17 protein-coding genes and 2 pseudogenes are annotated in these 17,786 nt (G+C 61.7%); 17 read left to right on the top strand and 2 right to left on the bottom strand.

What is annotated here, in order from left to right:
* On the bottom strand, positions 1-276 hold a 276-nt coding region (locus PACILC2_RS19145; RefSeq protein ID WP_213530158.1), incomplete at its 3' end, for a hypothetical protein.
* Positions 277-355: 79 nt separating this feature from the next.
* Between PACILC2_RS19145 and coaBC the strand changes: the two are divergent.
* The 14 genes and pseudogenes from coaBC to spoVM form a co-directional block, all read left to right on the top strand.
* Positions 356-1,623 (top strand): annotated as a pseudogene (coaBC, locus tag PACILC2_RS19140) (bifunctional phosphopantothenoylcysteine decarboxylase/phosphopantothenate--cysteine ligase CoaBC).
* Positions 1,620-4,106, top strand: a complete 2,487-nt coding sequence (priA, locus tag PACILC2_RS19135; RefSeq protein ID WP_213530156.1) for a primosomal protein N' — start codon at positions 1,620-1,622, stop codon at positions 4,104-4,106. Before coaBC ends, priA begins: the two are co-directional and overlap by 4 nt.
* A gap of 48 nt (positions 4,107-4,154) precedes the next feature.
* Positions 4,155-4,640 carry a peptide deformylase gene (gene def / locus PACILC2_RS19130; protein WP_062492500.1) on the top strand — a complete coding sequence of 162 codons (486 nt, stop codon included), beginning with the start codon at positions 4,155-4,157 and terminating at the stop codon, positions 4,638-4,640.
* A 3-nt stretch (positions 4,641-4,643) separates the two neighbouring features.
* A complete protein-coding gene (gene fmt, locus PACILC2_RS19125) occupies positions 4,644-5,591 on the top strand; it encodes a methionyl-tRNA formyltransferase (RefSeq protein WP_213530154.1) in 948 nt (315 codons plus the stop codon).
* Positions 5,588-7,495, top strand: a complete 1,908-nt coding sequence (gene rsmB / locus PACILC2_RS19120) for a 16S rRNA (cytosine(967)-C(5))-methyltransferase RsmB (RefSeq protein ID WP_244863642.1) — start codon at positions 5,588-5,590, stop codon at positions 7,493-7,495. Before fmt ends, rsmB begins: the two co-directional genes overlap by 4 nt.
* Positions 7,496-7,601: 106 nt before the next feature.
* Positions 7,602-8,648, top strand: coding sequence for a dual-specificity RNA methyltransferase RlmN (gene rlmN, locus PACILC2_RS19115; protein WP_213530152.1), 1,047 nt, complete (start codon positions 7,602-7,604; stop codon positions 8,646-8,648).
* A gap of 6 nt (positions 8,649-8,654) precedes the next feature.
* Positions 8,655-9,407 carry a Stp1/IreP family PP2C-type Ser/Thr phosphatase gene (locus PACILC2_RS19110; protein WP_213530150.1) on the top strand — a complete coding sequence of 251 codons (753 nt, stop codon included), beginning with the start codon at positions 8,655-8,657 and terminating at the stop codon, positions 9,405-9,407.
* 5 nt (positions 9,408-9,412) lie between these two features.
* Positions 9,413-11,059 carry a Stk1 family PASTA domain-containing Ser/Thr kinase gene (pknB, locus tag PACILC2_RS19105; protein WP_307860650.1) on the top strand — a complete coding sequence of 549 codons (1,647 nt, stop codon included), beginning with the start codon at positions 9,413-9,415 and terminating at the stop codon, positions 11,057-11,059.
* Entirely contained in the window at positions 11,035-11,379 is a 345-nt protein-coding gene (locus tag PACILC2_RS29775; protein ID WP_307860651.1) for a PASTA domain-containing protein, read from the top strand. Before pknB ends, PACILC2_RS29775 begins: the two co-directional genes overlap by 25 nt.
* A complete protein-coding gene (locus PACILC2_RS29770; RefSeq protein WP_307860649.1) occupies positions 11,301-11,630 on the top strand; it encodes a hypothetical protein in 330 nt (109 codons plus the stop codon). The genes PACILC2_RS29775 and PACILC2_RS29770 overlap by 79 nt, the downstream gene beginning before the upstream one ends.
* Positions 11,627-12,565, top strand: a complete 939-nt coding sequence (rsgA, locus tag PACILC2_RS19100) for a ribosome small subunit-dependent GTPase A (protein ID WP_213530148.1) — start codon at positions 11,627-11,629, stop codon at positions 12,563-12,565. The genes PACILC2_RS29770 and rsgA overlap by 4 nt, the downstream gene beginning before the upstream one ends.
* Positions 12,566-12,567: 2 nt before the next feature.
* A complete protein-coding gene (rpe, locus tag PACILC2_RS19095) occupies positions 12,568-13,212 on the top strand; it encodes a ribulose-phosphate 3-epimerase (protein ID WP_213530146.1) in 645 nt (214 codons plus the stop codon).
* Between the two features lie 19 nt (positions 13,213-13,231).
* Positions 13,232-13,519, top strand: a complete 288-nt coding sequence (locus PACILC2_RS19090; protein WP_062492506.1) for a hypothetical protein — start codon at positions 13,232-13,234, stop codon at positions 13,517-13,519.
* A 119-nt stretch (positions 13,520-13,638) separates the two neighbouring features.
* Positions 13,639-13,713 (top strand): annotated as a pseudogene (gene spoVM, locus PACILC2_RS19085) (stage V sporulation protein SpoVM); the annotation flags it as partial.
* A gap of 215 nt (positions 13,714-13,928) precedes the next feature.
* Here the strand turns inward: spoVM and rpmB are convergent.
* Positions 13,929-14,117 (bottom strand): 50S ribosomal protein L28, encoded by a 189-nt coding sequence (gene rpmB / locus PACILC2_RS19080; RefSeq protein ID WP_062492507.1) that lies wholly within the window; start codon positions 14,115-14,117, stop codon positions 13,929-13,931.
* Positions 14,118-14,376: 259 nt separating this feature from the next.
* Between rpmB and PACILC2_RS19075 the strand changes: the two genes are divergently transcribed.
* The 3 genes from PACILC2_RS19075 to PACILC2_RS19065 all read left to right on the top strand — a co-directional run bounded on the left by PACILC2_RS19075 (position 14,377) and on the right by PACILC2_RS19065 (position 17,603).
* Positions 14,377-15,714 (top strand): extracellular solute-binding protein, encoded by a 1,338-nt coding sequence (locus tag PACILC2_RS19075; protein ID WP_062492508.1) that lies wholly within the window; start codon positions 14,377-14,379, stop codon positions 15,712-15,714.
* 84 nt (positions 15,715-15,798) lie between these two features.
* Positions 15,799-16,692 (top strand): carbohydrate ABC transporter permease, encoded by an 894-nt coding sequence (locus PACILC2_RS19070; RefSeq protein ID WP_213530164.1) that lies wholly within the window; start codon positions 15,799-15,801, stop codon positions 16,690-16,692.
* A 107-nt stretch (positions 16,693-16,799) separates the two neighbouring features.
* A complete protein-coding gene (locus tag PACILC2_RS19065) occupies positions 16,800-17,603 on the top strand; it encodes a carbohydrate ABC transporter permease (RefSeq protein ID WP_213530162.1) in 804 nt (267 codons plus the stop codon).
* Positions 17,604-17,786: the final 183 nt, after the last annotated feature.

The following is a 17,786-nucleotide window of genomic DNA, read 5'->3' as shown; positions in this document are numbered from 1 at the left end:
GTCCGAATATGGCGCGGAATCCTGCAAAAATACAGTATTTTTTGGTAATTTTCGCTTGTCTGGCTTGAACGGGTCAAAATACTGCATAATCGCAGTAATTTTCGCGTTTTGGTTTTTTTGCGCCCGAAAATACTGCACTTTTGCAGCATTGTTCAGCAAAAGAAACTGCAAGCTTCGGCGCCTGGCGGCCGCCGCTGGAGAGAACGCCCTCCAGATGCGCTGAGCACGATGTGCAGCAGGAGCGATGCGCAGATGCGCAACGGAAGCGCTGAGCACGATGCGCAGCAGAAGCGATGCCTGGCAGTACGGTGCGGAACAGGCAGACAGGATTTGAAAGAAAGGCGGAGGGAAGGCCATGCTGAAGGGGAAAACGATTCTGCTCGGGGTGACGGGAGGCATTGCGGCGTATAAGGCCGCCATCCTGTGCAGCCGGCTGGTGCAGGCAGGCGCCAATGTGCGCGTCATCATGACGCAGTCCGCGACCAAATTCATTACACCGCTGACGTTGCAGACGCTATCGCGCCATCCCGTCTATCTGGACACGTTCGACGAGAAAGACCCGTCGGTCGTCGCGCATATCGATCTGGCGGACCACGCCGACCTGATCATCGTCGCGCCCGCGACGGCCAACATCATCGGCAAGATGGCGAACGGACTTGCCGACGATATGTTGAGCACGACGCTGCTCGCGGCAACGTCGCCGATTATTGTCGCGCCGGCGATGAACGTTCATATGTACGAGCATCCCGCAGTCGTCGCCAACATTCAGACGCTCGCTTCCCGCGGCGTCCGTTTCGTCGAGCCCGGTACGGGACAGCTCGCCTGCGGCTATGTCGCCAAAGGGAGGCTGGCCGAGCCGGAGGATATCGTGGCCGCTGCGGAAAGGCTGTTCCGGCAAGGCGAGCTGCTGGCCGGCAGGCGGGTGCTCGTCACCGCGGGCGGTACGGTGGAGCGGCTCGATCCGGTCCGCTTCCTGACGAACGACTCCTCCGGCCGAATGGGATTCGCCATTGCCGAAGCGGCCCGCAACATGGGCGCCGAAGTCGTGCTCGTCGCAGGACGTACGGAAGGCATGCCGCCTGCGGGCGTCGAGCTGGTCCATGCCAGATCGGCCGCGGAAATGCTGGACGCCGTCGTCGCCCGTTTCGACGAAGCGGACATCGTCGTGAAAGCGGCGGCGGTGGCGGACTACCGGCCTGCCGCGGCATCGGACCGAAAGATCAAGAAGAGCGGCGATACGATGACGCTTGAGCTGGTGAAGACGACCGACATTTTGCAGGAGCTCGGCGCGCGGAAAACCCGCCAGTTTCTCGTCGGCTTCGCGGCGGAGACGGGCGATATCGAGAAATATGCGATGGACAAGCTGCAGCGGAAAATTGCGATCTTGTCGTGGCGAACAACGTCGCGGCGGAAGGGGCGGGCTTCAACGTCGATACGAATATCGTGCAAATTTATGATCGTAGCGGACTCGTGGCCGATCTGCCGCTGATGAGCAAGCGCGAGGCGGCGGAGCGCATTATGCAGCTTGTCGCCGAACGGCTTGACGGCGCCGGCGGCAGCGGTGCGAACGTCCAGCCGGCCTGGAAAGCCGCAGACGCGGACAGGGACGGGGAGCGCCGATGATTGCCAAAGTGATCGTCGATGTGCCGTCCCGGCAAACGGATCGGCCGTTCGACTACGAGGTGCCGGAAGCGATGGCGGGATGGATCGAGGTCGGCAGCCGCGTCGGCGTGCCGTTCGGCGGCCGGGTCGTGCAGGGCTTCGTGACGGCGCTTGCGGACGAGGCCGATGTGGATCTCGACCGGCTCAAGCCGGTCGCCGAGCTGCTCGATCCGGTGCCGCCGCTGACGGCCGATCTTGTCGCGCTCGCCGAGTGGATGAGCGTCAAATATTGCTGCACGTGGACGGCCGCGCTGCAGGCGATGATTCCGGCCGCGCTGAAGGGCCGGGCCGAGCGGTACGTATCGCTGGCCCGGGAGCGCGGACGCGAAGCCGAAGAGCTGCTTCCGGGCGAATTGCTGCGCTGGCTGCAAAGCCGCGGAGAGGTGAAGCTCGATGCGCTTCGCCAGCGCTTTCCCGAATGTGCGGCGGAGGTGAAGGAAGCGCTGCGCGCAGGCGTGCTGGCGGAGCGCTCGGCGATTCGCGACCGCCTGTCGATTCGCAAAGTGCTGACGGTTTACCCGCCCGAGAATCGCGAGGCGGCGCGCGACGCGCTGGAGCAGCTGCCCGCGCGCGCCGGCAAGCAGCGGGAACTGCTCCGGCTGCTGCTGGAGAAAGACGGTCCGGTGCCGCTTCAGGCGCTGCTCGCCGAAGCCGGCGCATCCGCCGGCAGCGTGCGGGCGCTCGCGGACAGGGGAATCGTCCGCATCGAGGAGACCGAGCAGGAACGCGATCCTTATGCCGGACGCGAGTTCGCGACGACCTCGCCGCTTCCGCTCACGGAAGGCCAGCAGCATGTGTACGAGCAAATCGCCAAGGCGATCGAATCCGGCGAAGCCGGATTTTTTCTTCTTCACGGTGTAACGGGCAGCGGCAAAACCGAGGTCTATTTGCAGGCGATACGGCATTGTCTGAATCAAGGGCGGCAAGCGATCGTGCTGGTGCCCGAAATTTCGTTGACGCCGCAAATGGTGGAGCGGTTCAAAGGGCGGTTCGGCGATGCGGTCGCCGTGCTGCACAGCCGTTTGTCGAACGGGGAGCGGTACGATGAGTGGCGCAAAATACGCGAGGGTCGGGTTCGGGTGGCGATCGGCGCCCGGTCGGCCATTTTCGCGCCTTTCCCGCGAATCGGCCTCATCATTATGGACGAAGAGCATGAAGCGTCGTACAAGCAGGAAGAGAGCCCGAAATACCATACCCGCGACGTAGCCATCCGCCGCGCCCGGCAGCACGGCGCCGCGGTCGTGCTCGGATCGGCGACCCCCTCGCTGGAGACGTACGCCGCCGCTCACCGGCCGGCGGGAGAAGGCCGGAGCACGGCGCTGCTGCCGATGCCGGACCGCGTCGGAGGACGGCCGCTGCCGCCGGTCGAAGTGGTCGACATGCGCGAAGAGCTGCGCAGCGGCAACCGCTCGATGTTCAGCCGCCGCCTGCACGACGCGCTGGCCGAGCGGCTCGAACGGGGCGAGCAGGCGGTGCTGCTGCTCAACCGGCGCGGCTACTCGACGTTCGTCATGTGCCGCACATGCGGTTATACGGCCGTCTGCCCCCATTGCGACATATCGCTGACCTATCACCAGAAGACGCGAGCGCTGCGGTGCCATTACTGCGGGCATGCGGAGCTAGCGCCGAACAGATGTCCGTCATGCGATGGGGAGCATATCCGCTTTTTCGGCACGGGGACGCAGCGGGTGGAAGAAGAGCTGGCGAAGCTGTTTCCCGGCATCCGGGTTATCCGGATGGACGTCGATACGACGACGGAGAAAGGATCTCACGAAAAATGGCTGAAGCAGTTCGGCAACCGTCAAGCGGACGTGCTGCTCGGCACCCAGATGGTCGCGAAGGGGCTCGACTTTCCGTACGTGACGCTTGTGGGCGTCATTGCCGCGGATACGTCGCTCAACCTGCCGGATTTCCGTGCCGGCGAGCGGACGTTCCAGCTGTTGACGCAAGTGGCCGGCCGGGCCGGGCGGCACCACCTCCCCGGCGAGGTCGTCGTGCAGACGTACGCGCCGGAGCATTACGCCATCGAAGCGGCGGCGCGCCACGACTACGATTCGTTCGTGCGCCATGAGCTGCGCCACCGGCGGGCGATGGGCTATCCGCCGTTCTGCCGTCTCATTCTGATTACGATGTCGCATGAAGAGCTGCCGCTATTGGCGGCGGAGAGCGAGCGGTTTGCGGAAGCGCTGCGCCGGCTTGCCGCCGGAGCGGGCGTGCTCGGTCCGCTCGACAGGCCGGGTCCGGCCGCTTTCGACGTGCTCGGCCCCGTCGCCTCGCCGATCGCCAGGATGAAAGATCGCTACCGTTTTCAATGTATGATAAAATATCGGGGGAGCGTCGACGCGCCGGCTCTCGTCCGGCAGGCGCTGGCGTCGTTTGCGGACGGCCCGGCGCGAAGCAGGGTGCAGTTCGCCGTCGACGTCGACCCGCAAGTCATTTTATAGGACGGCATCCGTCCGTCACGATACGGTTGAATAAAGGATGGGAAAACGATGGCCATTCGAATGATAGTGAAAGTTCCCGATCCCGTGTTGCGGGAAGTTGCCAAAGAAGTAACGAAATTCAACGCCAATCTGCACAAGCTGCTCGACGATATGGCCGACACGATGTACGACGCCGAGGGCGTCGGCCTGGCGGCTCCGCAAATCGGCATTTTGAAACGCGTCATCGTCGTCGATGTCGGCGACGAGGAAACCGGACTGATCGAAATGGTCAACCCGGAAATTATCGAAGCCGACGGCGAACAGCTCGGGCCGGAAGGCTGCCTCAGCATTCCGAACCTGAACGGCGACGTCCGGCGCGCGGACCGGGTGAAAGTGAGAGGCCAGGACCGGCACGGCAACCCGTTCGTCGTGGAGGCGACCGGCTTTTTGGCGCGGGCGTTCCAGCATGAGGTCGATCATCTGAACGGCATACTGTTCACCGATATCGCCGAGCGCGTATACGATATTTCCGAACGGGACAAAGGCGGCGAATAACCGATGCGCATCGTGTTTATGGGTACGCCGGAATTCGCCGTCCCGTCGCTGGAGCTGCTTATTCGCGAAGGGTACGACGTCGCGGCTGTCGTCACGCAGCCCGACCGGCCGAAAGGGCGCAAGCGCACGCTAACGCCGCCGCCGGTGAAGGAGGTCGCGCTGAAGCACGGTCTGCCCGTCCTTCAGCCGGAGCGGATTCGCCGTCCGGAAGCGGTGGAAGCGATAGCTGCGTACAAGCCCGATCTGATCGTGACGGCCGCGTACGGGCAAATATTGCCTGTTGCGGTGCTGGAGCTGCCGCGCCTCGGCTGCATTAACGTGCACGGCTCGCTGCTGCCGAAGTACCGGGGCGGCGCGCCGATCCAGCGGGCGATTATGAACGGGGAGCGGGTGACCGGCGTTACGATTATGTATATGGCCGAAGGACTCGATACGGGCGATATGATCAGCCGGGTCGAAGTGCCGATCGCGGATGACGACACGTCGGGCACGCTGTTCGCCAAGCTGAGCGTCGCCGGCGCCGAGCTGCTCGGCCGCACGCTGCCGTCGATCGCCGACGGAACGGCCGTTGCCGTTCCCCAGAACGACGCCGAGGCGACGTATGCGCCGAACTTGACGCGAGACGACGAGCGGATTGACTGGAGCCGGAGCGCCAGGGAAATTTACAATCAGGTGAGAGGGCTGTCCCCGTTCGCCGGCGCGTTCACCCTGTGGAACGGCGAGCCGTTCAAGGTTTGGGCGTGCGCGGTGTCCGATGATTCAGCCGATACGGCCGCGGCGCCGGGAGAGGTGGTACGCGTCACAGGCGAGGGGATTGCCGTGCAGACCGGAAACGGCGTATTGCTGTTGACGCAAATCCAGCCGGCCGGCAAGCGTGCGATGCCGGCGGCCGAATGGCTCAAGGGCGCCAGACTCGCGGTCGGCACGGTGTTTGGCGGAGGCGAATTATGACCGCGCCCGGCGGCGGCCGCGACGGCAAACATGGACGGAGCGGACAGCCGCGGCCGGCGGAGCGTCGAACCAGGCCATCCGTTTCGCCGGATCGGCCGGGCGGACATGTGAGCGGCCGATCCGGCGGAAGCGCGGCGGAAGCGGGAACGGACGATCGCCGGCAGCGCGCGGCGCGCAAGGCGGACGGCCGGCCGCATCCGGAACGGGGCCGGTCGGCCCGGACCGTGGCGCTCGATGCGCTGCTCCGCGTAGCCGAGGCCGGCGCCTACAGCAATCTCGAGCTGAACCGGGCGCTTCGCTCGTCAGGGCTGTCCCGGGTCGACGCGGCGCTGGCGACGGAGCTGGTGTACGGCACGATTCAGCGCCGTCATACGCTGGATGCGCTGCTTGCCCGCTTCGTCGCCAAAGGGCTGGAGCGGCTTCAGCCGTGGGTGCTGGAGCTGCTGCGGATGAGCGCTTACCAGCTTGTGTTCCTCGACCGCGTGCCGCCTCACGCGGCCGTGAACGAGGCGGTTGCGATCGCCAAGAAGCGCGGGCACGCCGGCATCGCGGGGATGGTTAACGGCGTACTGCGGAGCTTGCAGCGAAGCATCGCACAGACGGCTTCCGGTGAAGGCGGCGCGGCAGAGCAAACCGGCATCGCAGCCGGGCAAACCGGCGGCACAGCAGGGCACGCCGACGACGCAGCCGGACAAACCGGCATCGCAGACGAGCGAACCGGCATCGCAGCAGAGCAAATCGGCATCGCAGACGAGCGAACCGGCAGCGCAGCCGGACAAACCGGCGGCACAGGCGGGCAAACCGGGGGTGCAGCAGGGCGCGCCGACGACGCAGCCGGACAAACCGGCATCGCAGACGAGCGAACCGGCATCGCAGCCGGGCAAACCGGCAACGCAGGCGGCCTGCCGGAGGCGCCGATCGTGCTTGCAGCGGCGGCCGGTCTCGCCGATCCGGCGGAACGAATCGCGCTGCGCCATTCGTACCCGGCGTGGCTCGTGCGCCGCTGGATCGCCGTCTTCGGCGAAGCCGGGACCGAGGCGATTTGCGCCGCGGGCAACGAGCCGCCGCATGCGAGCGTGCGCGTCAACCGGCTGCGGCTGTCGCCGGAGGAGGCGCTCGCCCGCCTGACGGCGGCCGGCTTCGACGCCCGTCCGTCCGATGCGGCCGCGGCCGGCATCGTCGTCCGGCGGGGCGGCAATCTTGCCGACAGCGACGGCTACCGGGCGGGGCTGTGGACGGTGCAGGACGAGAGCTCCATGCTCGTCGCCGAAGTCGCGGCGCCCCGGCCCGGCATGCGCGCGCTCGATTGCTGCGCCGCTCCGGGCGGCAAAACGACCCACCTCGCCGAGCTGATGGAGGATCGCGGCGAAGTGTGGGCGAACGACCTGCACCCGCATAAGCGCAAGCTGATCGAGGACCAGGCCGGCCGGCTCGGCCTCGCCTCGGTCCGGGCGATCACCGGCGACGCGGCGGAGCTGGACCGGCGCTTCGATCCGGCCTCGTTCGACGTCGTGCTGCTGGACGCGCCGTGCACCGGATTCGGCGTCATCCGCCGCAAGCCGGACATCAAATGGACGAAGTCGCCGGAAGATATAGCCGCCATTGCCGACTTGCAGCGGCGGCTGCTCGAAACGGCGGCCGCTCTCGTCCGTCCGGGCGGCACGCTCGTCTACAGCACATGCACGATCGAGCCGGAAGAGAACGAGAACCAGATCGCGCGGTTTCTCGAGCGCCATCCCGAATTCGCGGCCGATCCGGCATGGCCGGAGCGGACGCTCGCCGCGCTGCGGCGGGCGGGCGCGATCGGCGGCGGCCCGTTTCCGGGAATGGCCCAAATTTTGCCTCATCATTTCGGCAGCGACGGCTTCTTCATCGCCCGCCTGCGCAGACGGTCCGATTCATAACCAGCAAACGCCCGTGACAATCCGCAAAGTGGTCTGTCATGGGCGTTTGTGGTAAAATGAATCGATAGCGGCTCCGCCGCCTTACAAATCCAACAGGTGTGATAAGATGAAACCGATCATTTACGACTATACGCTGGAACGGCTTCGAGACTGGATGAAGGAGAACGGCGAGCCGGCGTTCCGCGCCGACCAGCTGTTCGACTGGCTTTACGCGAAGCGGGTCGAGCGATTCGAAGATATGACCAATTTGCCGAAGGGCTTGCGCGAAAAGCTGGACGACCAGTTCCGTTTTGCCGCGCTGCATGAGATTACCCGGCTGGAGTCCAAGGACGGCACCGTCAAGTTTCTGTTCGGTCTGCACGACAACCATGCGATCGAGACGGTCATCATGCGGCATAACTACGGCAACAGCGTCTGCGTGACGACGCAGGTCGGCTGCCGCATCGGCTGTACGTTCTGCGCTTCGACGCTCGGCGGTCTGAAGCGGAATCTTACGGCCGGCGAAATCGTCGCCCAGGTCGTCACCGCCCAGAAGATGCTGGATCGCATCGGCGAGCGGGTATCGAGCATCGTCATTATGGGCTCGGGCGAGCCGTTCGAAAATTACGAAGAGACGATGACGTTTCTGCGCATTATGATCCATGAGAAAGGGTTGAACATCGGGCAGCGGCATATTACGGTATCGACAAGCGGCATCGTGCCGAACATTTACCGTTTCGCGGACGAAGACACCCAGATCAATCTGGCCATCTCGATCCACGCCCCGAACGACGAGCTCCGCTCGAAGCTGATGCCCGTCAACCGCCGCTATCCGTTCGCGGATGTGATGGAAGCTTGCCGGTACTATCTGGAGAAGACGGGGCGGCGCATTACGTTCGAATACGCGCTGATCGGCAACGTGAACGATCGCCCCGAACATGCGCAGCAGCTGGCCGAAGTGCTGAAAGGGATGCTTTGCCACGTTAACCTGATCCCGGTCAACCATGTGCCGGAGCGCAAATACGTGCGAACGTCCCGCGACGATATATTCGAATTTCACCGCATTTTGGTCCGCAACGGCATCAACGCGACGATCCGAAGGGAGCAAGGTCATGACATCGCGGCCGCCTGCGGGCAATTGCGGGCGAAGCATATGGATTCTATGGCGAGGTGATCGGAATTGAGGACGGCAAATCGAAGCGATACCGGGCGGATTCGGCTCGTGAACGAAGACCGCAGCTGGGTGGGGGAGACGGCCGGAGGCTTGACGGTCGCCATCGTCGCGGACGGGATGGGCGGACACCGCGCGGGCGATGTGGCCAGCCAGATGACGGTTGACGCTTTCCGGGAAGCGATGCAGCAGTTGGAAGGAGACCTTACCGACGAGGAAGCGGCCGATCATATGCGGCAGGCCATTCTGCGGGCCAATGCGATCGTCTACGAGATGGCTTCCCGCAACGAGCAGTATCATAATATGGGAACGACGGTCGTCGCCGCGCTGTTGAAGCGGAACGGCGCCGTGATCGGCCATATCGGCGACAGCCGCGCGTACAAACTGACCGCCGATGGCCTTGTCCGGCTGACGGAAGACCATACGCTCGTCAACGAGCTGGCCAAGGCGGGGCAGATCAGCGCCGAAGAAGCGCTCAATCATCCGCGCCGGAACGTGCTGACGCGCGCGCTCGGCACGGACGCGAACGTCGAGGTGGACGTGATCCGGATTGACACGGCTCCGGGCGAAGCGATCCTGCTGTGCAGCGACGGTCTGACCAACATGGTCAGCGAAAGCCAGATGCTGGACACGCTGCGCCGCGAAGATCTCGACCTGGACGGCCAGGCGGAGCGTCTGATCGAGCTGGCGCTGGAAGCCGGAGGGGATGACAACATTTCGGTCATTCTGCTGAAGGATGCCTGTACGGAGCGGGAGGGGTGAGCGCGATGATCGGGCAGGACTTGGGTGGAAGGTACGAAATCATCTCCCGCATCGGCGGGGGCGGCATGGCGCTCGTCTACAAGGCGCACGACATTTTGTTGAACCGCCGTGTTGCAGTTAAAGTATTGCGTTCGCAGTTCGTACACGACGAAGAGTTTATCCGGCGTTTCCGCCGCGAAGCGCAGTCCGCCGCATCGCTGTCGCATCCCAATGTCGTCAGCATCTACGATGTGGGGCAGCAGGACGATATCCATTATATCGTCATGGAATATATCGAAGGTCATAATCTCAATGAAATCATCCAGGAACGTGCGCCGCTCCAGACGGAGGAGGCGGTGCGTATCGCGCAGCAAATTTGCGACGCGCTCGAACATGCGCACCAGAACCAGATCATCCACCGCGATATCAAGCCGCACAACATATTGATCGGCAAGAACGGCCGGGTCAAAGTGACCGACTTCGGCATTGCCCGCGCGGTGACGTCGGCCACGATTACGCAAGCCGGTTCGGTCGTCGGCTCCGTGCACTATTTCTCGCCGGAGCATGCCAAGGGGGTCAGCGCGGGAGAGCAGTCGGACCTGTACTCGCTTGGCGTCGTACTGTATCAGATGCTGACAGGCGAGCTGCCCTTCCACGGGGAAAGCCCGATCAGCGTGGCGCTTAAACATTTGCAGGAGACGTTCGTGGAGCCCCGCGTCGTCAACCCGCACATTCCGCAAAGCGTGGAAAATATTATTTTGCGCTCGATGCGCAAAAATCCCGGCGAGCGCTACACGTCGGCCGGCGAAATGCTGCGCGATCTGGAAACGTGCCTGCAGCCGGACCGGCTGAACGAGCCCAAACTCGTCTTCGACAACGACGCCGAAGCGGATATGGATGAAACGCGCATCATGCCGGCCATCGGAGGCGCGCTGCGCGATTCGCAACCGTCGTCCGGCGCGCGGCCGACGCCGGCAGGCGCAGGCGCTGCGGGCGCCGCGGGAGCCACGGGCACTGCGGGCGCTGCGCCCGTTCAGGACGAAGAGCCGGACGAACCGTCTGCCGCCGCCCAGCCGAAGAAGAAATGGGTGCGTCCCGTCGTGACCGTATCGGTGACGCTCGTCATCATCGCGCTCGTGTTTTGGGGCGTTCGCACCGTGCTGGCGATTCTCGACGTGCCGGAGGTGGAAGTCCCGTACGTCGTCGGCCAAACGGAGGACGAAGCCCGCAAAATGCTGCAGGACGCCGGCCTGCGCGTTGAGGAGCCGCCCGTTAAGGAGCATCGGGACGACGTCGAGAACGGCATCGTGTTCGACCAGTCCAAATCGAACATGCGGGTCAAGGAAGGCGCGCTTATCCAGCTGTGGGTCAGCTTGGGACCGCGCATGGAAGAAATGCCGTCCTTCGCGGAGTCGTCTTACGGCGATGCGGTGGAAGCTTTGCGGGCGCTCGGCGTGCCTGAGGCGAATATCAAGAAGCAGGAAGAGCACAGCGACACCAATCCCGGCACCGTGATCAATCAATCGCCGGCGGCCGGCGAGCAGTTCGATCCGAAGAAGACGAACGTCACGCTGACGGTCAGCAAAGGGCCGGCTACGTTCAAGATGCCCGATCTGAGGGGCAAAACGAGGAGCAGGCGCGCAGCCAGCTGCAGGCGCTCGGCCTGCGGCTGACCGGAGACGAGGTCGTATACGAACCGAGCTTCACCGTCCCGAAAGGCGAGGTGATGGAGCAGTATCCGTACGCTCCGGGCGCCGAAGTGACGAAAAACGCCGAAGTGACGCTTACGGTCAGCTCCGGACCGCCGAAGGACGCGATCGAGTACACGTACAACGTCGTCATCAGTCCCGCCGAAGTAGGAGGGACGAGCGAGGTTCACATCGTCTACTCCGACGCGCGGGGCGAAAATATCGATTGGGGAACGAAAAAATCAACAATACGAAGACGTTCCAGGTCAAGCTCGTGCTCGTTCCGAATACGGAAGCGACCGTGACGATCGAACGCGACGGCGTCTTTATGGATTCGTCCTCGATCACGTACGATGAGGCGGTTTCGGGCGAGCATCCGGGCACCGTATTTATTCCCGGATTCGAAATGTCAAACGGCTTCTTCCAGGACGAGACGCCGCCTGACGGCGAGCAGCCGGATACGGGAGAAACGGACGACGACGACGAGCGCGGCAGAGACGAAGACCGGGGCAGAGGCAAGCGGGATAATCGCGACGGGGAGAACGGCGAGCCATGAAAGACAGACAGAGCCGTATGACGGGACGAATCGTCAAAGCGTTAAGCGGTTATTATTACGTTCAGCCGGACCGGGAGAACGGTTCGGCGCCCGCTTCCCTGCTGCAATGCCGCGCAAGGGGCATCTTCAAGAAGAAGGGCGTCAGCCCGCTTGTCGGCGACAAAGTCGTCTACAGCGTGACGGAGAACGGCGAAGGCACGGTGGACGAAATACTGCCCCGCACATCCGAACTGATTCGTCCGCCGGTCGCCAATGTCGATCAGGCCGTTCTCGTGTTCTCCGTTCTCGAGCCGGCGCTTAATTTGCAGTTGCTGGACAAGTTTCTCGTGCATATCGAGCATGCCGGCATTCCGGCGGTGCTCTGCCTGAGCAAGCAGGACCTTGCAGCGAGTGGCGAGAAAGCGGACGCCGCGCGCGAGGCGGCCAGGAAAGTACGGGAAATTTACGAGCCGATCGGCTACGAGGTAATCGGCACGAGCGCCCGCCTGGCCGAAGGCGTCGAGGAGCTGCGGGACCGGCTGACAGGCCGCCTGTCCGTCTTCGCCGGACAGTCCGGCGTCGGCAAGTCGTCGCTGCTCAACGCCCTGGTGCCGGGGCTTTCGCTGGAGACGAACGAAATCAGCATGAAGCTCGGCCGGGGCAAGCATACGACGCGGCATGTGGAGCTCATACCGCTCGGAAACGGCTCGTTCGTCGCGGATACGCCCGGCTTCAGCCAGCTCGATTTCGCGGAACTCGGGATTGAGGACCTCGGACGCTGTTTCCCGGAAATGCGGGAGCTTGCGGCCGAATGCAGGTTTCGCGGCTGCACGCACGTCCACGAGCCTTCCTGCGCCGTTCTGGCCGCCAAAGCGGAAGGGGCGGTAAGCGAATCGCGGTATGAGCATTACGTGCAGTTTTTGAACGAGATGAAAGAGAAAAAACGGAGGTACTGACCATGTCCATTATCGCCCCTTCGATCCTGTCGGCCGATTTCGCCCGTCTGGGCGAGGAAATCGCCGAAGCGGAACGCGCCGGAGCCGACTGGATCCACATCGACGTCATGGACGGTCATTTCGTGCCGAATTTGACGTTCGGTCCGCTCGTCGTGGAGGCGGTGCGCCCCTACACGAAGCTGACCTTCGACACCCATCTGATGATCGAGCAGCCGGAGCGCTACATTCCGGCCTTCGCGGCGGCCGGCGCCGACCGGATAACCGTCCATGCGGAAGCGTGCGTCCATCTTCACCGGGTCATTCATCTGATCCGCGAGCACGGGCTGCCGGCAGGCGTCGCCCTCAATCCGGCAACGCCGCTGTCCGCGGTCGAGCATGTGCTGGACGACATCGATCTCGTGCTTGTGATGACGGTCAATCCGGGATTCGGCGGACAGCGGTTCATCCCGCAGACGCTCGACAAGATCCGTTCGCTGTCCGCCATCCTGCGGCAACGCGGGCTGGACCGGATTCATATTGAAGTCGACGGCGGCATTAATGCCGACACCGCGCCGCTCGTACGGGAGGCCGGGGCGAACGTGCTGGTCGCCGGGAATGCCGTATTCGGCGAGAAGGACCGGGCGGCTGCGATCGCGGCGCTGCGATAAGGAAGGAGACGATTCGCGGATGGAGGACTACGACCGATTGGAAGAGAGCAAATGGAAGACGTTCGCCTACATTGCCCTTTACAGCATCGTCTGCGGCAGCCTGCTCGCGATGTTTGCCTTGACGGCGAATCTGATGCGGTATGTTTTCTCGCTTCTTGCGCTGTATCTGGGCATCCGGTTTTTTCGCCGCTATGAACGTCTCGCTCCCCGCATCTGGTTTATCGTGCTTGCGATTTTCTGGTATTTCGGCTCCACGATTGTCATTGCGATGATCGCATACATTCGGGAAAATCCGCCCCCGGCCTGATCCGTTATTCCTCCCGCCGAATGGGCGCTCTCGGATGGAATAGGACGGACCCGCACCGCATAGGATGTTACATAAACAGAGGTCCTGTTTCGATGAGCGCGTTCGAGGAGGGATGGAGCATGAAATTTTATACGATCAAACTGCCGAAGTTTTTGGGCGGTTTCGTCAAAGCGATTCTGAACACCTTCCAAAAAATTAATTCGAAGCAACCGCCGTCGAACGATTGTGGGTACTCGGGCTGCTGGTTACGGGTTAACGGCTGCCGGCTTGCGAGCGGCCGCCGTATTGGTCTTTGGGAGAGGCAGGGTCGCCGAAACGGCTTGCGCCGGATCGGGCGGCGAAGCGGCGTTTCGGCTTAAAAAAAGCACCTGGAATGTTCATGTTCCAGGTGCTTTTTGCTATCGGTCGGTTATACGCGAGTCACTTTGCCGGATTTCAGAGCCCGGGCGCTGATGTATACGCGCTTCGGTTTGCCGTCGACGAGGATCCGGACTTTTTGGACGTTAACCCCCCACGTGCGGCGCGTTTTGTTGTTGGCGTGAGACACGTGGTTGCCTTTTCCCGGGCTTTTGCCCGTAATGAAACATTTGCGAGACATGACATACACCTCCCTCGAAAAAAACGATGCCGAGCGTTAAACGGTTCGCACCGTCAAGGCTGCAAAGCATGGCTTCGGGTTGAAACAAACACACTCGAATATCATACCATAGTTGCCGGTAGGCTACAAGCCCAATACGCCAAGGAAAAGACGCCGACGATCTGAAAAAATCAACATCACTCCCTAATTTCCCGCATTGTTTCGTTATGGTCCGACAACCATAATGAAATTATAAATCAGCAGAGGGGGCTTGTATCGAATGCGCAAATCGAAATGGCTCGGCCTGGCGATGGCAGGCATTGTCGCTGTCGGATTGACGGCTTGCGGAGGCGGCAGCGGCAGCGGCGGCGAAGGCGGCGGCCAGGCAGCGAAAGGCGGAGCCGAGCCGAAGCAGGAAAACATTACGATTACGTTCCAGAACATTTATCCGGATCAGACCGATCCGAAATACAAGATGCTCCGCACGATCGTGGACAACTACGAGAAAGAGCATCCGAACATCAAGATCGAACTCGATTCATTGAACACCGACCAGCAAAAGCTCAAGCTGAAAACCCAGGCCGCTTCCAAGGAAGTGCCGGACATTACGGTTGTCAATCCGGCGGCGCAAATGCAGCCGTTCGTCGATGCGAAGCTGTTCGCGCCGCTGAACGACATGGTCGAGCAGAACGGCCTGAAGGATACGTTCCAGGAAGGCATTCTCGACTACTATACGTTTGACGGAAATTTGTATGCGCTGCCGGACGGCAACAATATCGCGCTCGTCTATTACAACAAAAAGTTGTTCGAGCAGGCCGGCGTCGAGGTTCCGACCACTTTCGAGGAAATGATCGAAGTGGTGAAGAAGCTGAAGGATGCGGGCATTCAACCGATGGCGATCGGCGAGAAAGATACGTGGACCGGCTCCTTCCTGTTCATGAACATTTTGCTGCGGACGAACGGCGGCCCCGGCTTCCTGCAGGATGTGCTTGACGGAAAGAAAACGTTCGAGGATCCGGCATTCATCGAGGCGGTCGACGCGTTCCAGAATCTCATTCAGGCCGGCGCCTTCCAGGAAGGGGCGACATCGTTCGACTACAACGCCGGCGAGAACCTGTTCAAGACGGGACAGGCGGCCATGTATTTCATGGGCAGCTGGGCGACGGGCGGCATCGAGACTTCGTCGGCCAACGAGAACGGTAATGTCGGCGTCTTCAAGTTTCCGACCGTGAACGGCAAAGGCGATGTCAACGAATTTATGCTGGCTCCGGGCAGCGCGTTCGCGATATCGGCAGACAGCAAGCATCTCGAGGAAACGAAAGACTTCCTGAACTACTACATGCTCAATTACCCGAAGGAAGCGTTCAAGCTGAAAGGCGCCGTCGGTCTCGCCCAGAAAGTCGAAGGCGATTTCCGAGCGGCCGGCTATTCCGATATGGCCATGGAAGTGCTCGCCATGTTCGAAGACGTCAAAGGCGGCGATCTGGCGTTCGACAATACGATGAATCCCGGCACGGCGCAAGCGCATTTGTCCAGCATTCAAAACTTGTTCGTGCAGAAGACGGATGCCTCGGCAGTGGCCAAAGAGCATCAGACCGCTTACGAGCAAAACAAATAGGCGGCGGGTAACAGCGATGGGGGCGGGAGCTTGCGCAAGGCGCTTCCCGCCCGCATCGGAACGTTGGGAAGGAGGCGGGAGAAGTTGAACGTGCTGAAGGTGTCCCGCTGGACGATTGCCGCTTTTGTGCTGCCGTGCCTCATTTTCTATGCCGGCCTCGTGTTCGTTCCGGTGCTGGTGTCCGTATACAGCAGCCTTCTGGACTGGAACGGGATCGGCGAATCCCGATTTGTCGGAATCGACAACTATATCCGGCTGTTTACGGCCGATCCGGTGTTTTGGCCGTCCGTCCGCCGGACGCTCGTACTGGCCGTATTATCGATGGGCTTGCAGCTGCCGTTCGCCCTGTTCGTAGCCATTTTGCTCAATCGTTTCATCCGCAGGCCGAACTTTCTCGTATCCAGCTATTTTTTGCCGGTCATTCTGTCGGTCGTCATCATCGGACAGCTTTGGAAAACGATTTATAACCCGACTTCGCTCGGCGGCATGCTCAATCAGCTGCTGACGGCGATCGGGGCGGGCGACCTGACAAGGGCATGGCTGACCGATCCGGACGTGGCGATCTACGCGATTTATTTTGTCGCGCTGTGGCAGTATATCGGCTATCATGTGCTGATCCAGTTTACCGGCATCCGCAACATTCCGGCCGATATATACGAAGCGGCCAGAATCGACGGCGCCGAAGGCTTGAAGGCGGACCGCTACATTACGCTGCCGCTGATCGTGCCGATTTTCAAAATTTCGATGGTGCTGGCCTTCATCGGCTCGCTGCAGTCGTTCGACCTGATCATGGTCATGACGGGCGGCGGTCCGGCACATGCGACGGACGTCATTTCCACCCATATGTACAACATGTCGTTCCTGTCCATGAAGTACGGCTACGGCAGCGCGATCGCGGTGTTTCTTGTCGGGCTTTGCCTTGTCGCGACGCTGGCGATCAATTTTCTGTTCGGCAAGCTGGATAAACGATATTCCTGAAGCAGAGAGAGGAGGGGGACCATGCGTCAGACCGCAACCGCAGCCGGTACCGGAACCGCACGCCGGATGCGGACCGCCCGCGGCTTTTTTTACCCTGTTCAAAAGGGCTGGTGCTGCTGCTGCTGGCCGTCCTGCTCGTGACGCAGCTGTATCCGCTTCTGTGGCTGTTTGCCTACTCGCTCAAGACGAATGAGGAAATATTGTCCGGCAGCTTCTTCTCCTTGCCGTCTGCGGCGCAGTGGAGCAATTTCGCGGACGCGATCGAGGCCGGCAACTATTTTCGCTATCTGGGCAACAGCCTGCTTGTGACATCGCTGACGATGGCCGGCGTCATTCTGCTGAGTTCGCTAGCCGCATTTGCGATTACGCGTTTCCGCTGGAAGGGCGGACAGCTCGTCATGCTCGTTTTTCTCGTCGGCATGATGATCCCGATGCAGGCGACGCTGCTGCCGCTGATGGTCGTATTTAAACATGCGGGCATTTTGAATACGCATCTGTCGCTCATTTTGCCTTACATCGCGTTCCAGATGCCGATTTCCGTATTTATTCTGAGCGGATTCATGCGCACGATCCCGCACGAAATCGAGGAGTCGGCGGTAGTGGACGGAGCGGGAGTGTTCCGCATCTTCCGCAGCATCATATTGCCGATCTCGGTGCCGCCGCTCATGACCGTTTGCATCTTGACCTTTATCAACATCTGGAACGAATATATTCTTGCGGCCACCTTCGTTTCGGCGGAACGGCTGAAGACGCTGCCGTTCGGCGTTTACAGCTTCGTCAGCCAGTATTCCGCCAATTACGGCGCGATCGGCGCCTACCTCGTCCTTGGCGCGGCGCCGGTCATTCTCATCTATTTCCTGCTCGCCGAACGGATTACGAAAGGGATGGTCGCCGGCGCGGTCAAAGGTTAGCCGCTGCTCTCCGCCGCGAATGCTCCGGGAATTTTTGACGATTGCACGGCAAGCCGGCCGTCTGTGATAATAGGGAAACAAAGCGCCGGTCAGTTGAAAGGGGAACCGCATTTGGCAAGAAGAAGCTTTCGCACTATACACAATCGACTCTTCCTGCTGTTTCTCTTCTGTATGCTCGGTCTG

Origin of the sequence: Paenibacillus cisolokensis, assembly GCF_018403665.1 — a bacterium.
Taxonomy (GTDB): Bacteria; Bacillota; Bacilli; order Paenibacillales; family Paenibacillaceae; genus Paenibacillus_AH; species Paenibacillus_AH cisolokensis.
This window is presented reverse-complemented; position numbering and strand designations above follow the sequence as displayed.